The organism is Streptomyces sp. PA03-1a (assembly GCF_033792805.1).
Lineage (GTDB): Bacteria > Actinomycetota > Actinomycetes > Streptomycetales > Streptomycetaceae > Actinacidiphila.
In genome coordinates this window covers 1-2,559 of record NZ_JARAVO010000443.1, presented here as the reverse complement: position 1 = coordinate 2,559, position 2,559 = coordinate 1, and the positions used below count along the sequence as shown (strand labels likewise).

Annotated in this window: 2 protein-coding genes; one reads left to right on the top strand and one right to left on the bottom strand. The window is 76.6% G+C overall.

Annotated elements, in window-relative coordinates:
- Positions 1-162: 162 nt before the first annotated feature.
- A complete protein-coding gene (locus PV341_RS44655) occupies positions 163-1,167 on the bottom strand; it encodes a methyltransferase (protein WP_500325038.1) in 1,005 nt (334 codons plus the stop codon).
- Between the two features lie 158 nt (positions 1,168-1,325).
- On the opposite strand from PV341_RS44655, the gene PV341_RS44650 reads away from it, so the two are divergent.
- Positions 1,326-2,559: acyltransferase family protein (locus tag PV341_RS44650; RefSeq protein ID WP_500360975.1), on the top strand; the 1,234-nt coding region annotated here is incomplete at its 3' end.

The window sequence follows — 2,559 nt, the reverse complement described above, 5'->3', positions numbered from 1 at the left end:
GTTCCGCCCACTACGCCATCGGCCTCGGCCCCACCCCGCCCGACGCGGCCGGCCTCGCCGGGATCACCCGCGCGTGGAGCCGGGGCCTGCCCGGTACCGAGGTGACGTGGGCGGAGGGCGGCGCCGTGCCGACGCTGCGGTGAGGGCGGGGGCGCAACGCGGTCAGGCGGCCCTGAACTCGACGATCCCGATGTCCCCCGCCGTGCGCACCGACGACACCCGCAGCCCCGCGTCCGCGCCGAGCGCGGTCAGCGCGGCGACCCCGCGCTCACGGCCGCCGAAGTACACGAGCATGCGCAGGTCCATCGCGGCCACCGTCGACTCGCGGTCGGCGCCCACCTTCTCCACGACGAGCACCCGGCCGTGCTCCCCTGCGGCCTCGGCGCAGCGGCGCAGGACGGACCGTGCCGCGTCGTCGTCCCAGTCGTGCAGGATCGCGCAGAGCAGGTAGCCGCCGGCCCCCTTGGGCAGTGCCTCGAAGAAGCTGCCCCCCAACGCGTCGCCGCGGTCGCCGAGTCCGGCCGCCGCCAGCGTCGCGCGGGCCGCACCGGCCGTGGCGGGCTGGTCCACCACGGTGCCGCGCAGCTCCGGGAAGGCGGTGAGCAGCGCCGCCAGCAGCGTCCCGTTGCCGCCGCCCACGTCGACCAGGTGCCCGAGCGCGCCCCAGTCGTACGCCGGGACCAGCGCGCTCGCCCACTCGGCGACGTCCACCCCCATCGCGCGGTCGTACGAGCGGGTCCGCTCCTCGTCCGCCGCCAGGTCCTCCCAGAACCCGCGGGCGTACTGGCGCGGGAAGGCGGCCGTGCCCGTGCGCACGCTGTGCGGCAGCTGCACGAAGGCCAGTTCGGCCCGGCCCAGGCCGCCCTCGGTGTCCAGCCACTCCCGCAGCCCGCCCGGGTGGTCCGACCTCAGCTCCTCGCCCCGGACCGTCAGCGCGTACCGCCCGCCCCCGTCGCGGGTCACCACCCCGACACCGGTCAGGTGCCGCAGCAGGCGGTCCAGCGCCCCCGACTCCGTCCCGGTCTCCTGCGCCAGCTCGGTGGCCGTACGGGGCCCTTCCGCCAGGTGGTCCGCCACCTTGAGCGTGGCCGCCGTGCGCAGCGCCATCGGGGTCACCAGGTCCGCCAACCGCCACAGGGACACGTCCCGTTGCTCCTCGTCCGCCATCAGCAACTCCCTCTCCTCGCGACCGACCGGCCAGCCTCGCCCCGACCCGCGGGCCCCGCAAGCGATTTACCCCGGTCAGGTTGCGCTGCGGGTACGAATCGGTTGCGGCCGGGGCCAACCGCGGCGCCACGGACGGGGGTGGGGCAGCATGACCGGGCATGGAGCGAGACCGGTACGTCGACTTCCTGCGGGCCCTGGCGATCTGCATGGTCGTGCTCGGCCACTGGCTGATCACCGCCCTCGTCCCGGAACCGGGCGGGGGCATCGTGGCGCCCGAGCTCCTGGCGGAGATCCGCTGGACGCAGTGGCTGACCCTGGGCTTCCAGATCATGCCGCTGTTCTTCCTCGCCGGGGGCCACGCGGCGGGCGGCTCCTGGGCCCGCGCCCGGGCGGCGGGTGGCACGGCGGCCCCCTGGGTCGCGCGGCGGGCCCTGCGCCTGCTGCTGCCCGCGGCCGCCTACTGCGGGCTGGTGCTGCTCGCGGTCGCGATCTGCTCGGCGGCCGGCGTGGACCGGCGCACGCTCGAGCTCGCGGGATGGGCGATGGCCATGCAGTTCTGGTTCCTCCCGGTGTACCTGCTGCTCAGCGCCCTCACCCCGGTGCTGCACGCGGCACACCGGCGCTGGGGGCCGCGGGTCCCGGTGGCGATGGGTGCCCTCGCGGTGGCGGCGGGCGCGTCGGTGACGGCGGGCGCCCCGGTTCTCACCGGGCTGGTGGACTACGTCCTGGTCTGGGGCGTCGCGTACCAGCTCGGGTTCTGCTGGCGCGACGGGCAGTTGACGCGCCTGCCCGCCGCCGCGATGGCGGCCGGAGGCGCGCTGGCCTTCACGGCGCTGATCACCCTCGGGCCCTACCCGGTGAGCCTGATCCGGGTCACCGGGGAGACGGTCGGCAACACCGACCCCCCGTCCCCGGCGATGCTGGCCTGGGTGGTGGCCCAGGCCGGCGCGTGCCTGCTGGCCGCGCCGGCCGTCCGGCGGGCGCTGGAGGGCGCACGCATGGGACGGGCCGTCGGGTTCCTGGGCGGCGCGAGCATGACCCTGTACCTGTGGCACATGCTGCCCGTGCTGCTCGCCGCCGTGTTCTACCTGGTCGGTCTCGCCCCCGACGCCGCCTTCGGCAGCGCCGCCTGGTGGGCGCTGCGCGTGCCCTGGATGCTGGTGCTCGCGGTGTTCCTGGCGGGCGTGCTGGTCGCACTGCGGCCGCTGGAGCGTGCGCTCGCCCGCCTGTTCGGCGCCGTCGCCCCGCCGGCCGACGCCCGCTACGACCGCCCCGCCCTGCTGTGGACCGGACTGGCCTGCAGCACGGCCGCCCTCGCCTACTGGTCGGTGCACGGCCTGGCCCCAGCCGGCCGGTTCCCCCTGACGGGTCGGGCGTGCCGCCGGGCGGTGG

What these genes read in the sequence shown, in the direction of transcription:
- PV341_RS44655 (WP_500325038.1), bottom strand. Translation starts at nt 1,167, where the DNA reads ATGGCGGACGAGGAGCAACGGGACGTGTCCCTGTGGCGGTTGGCGGAC.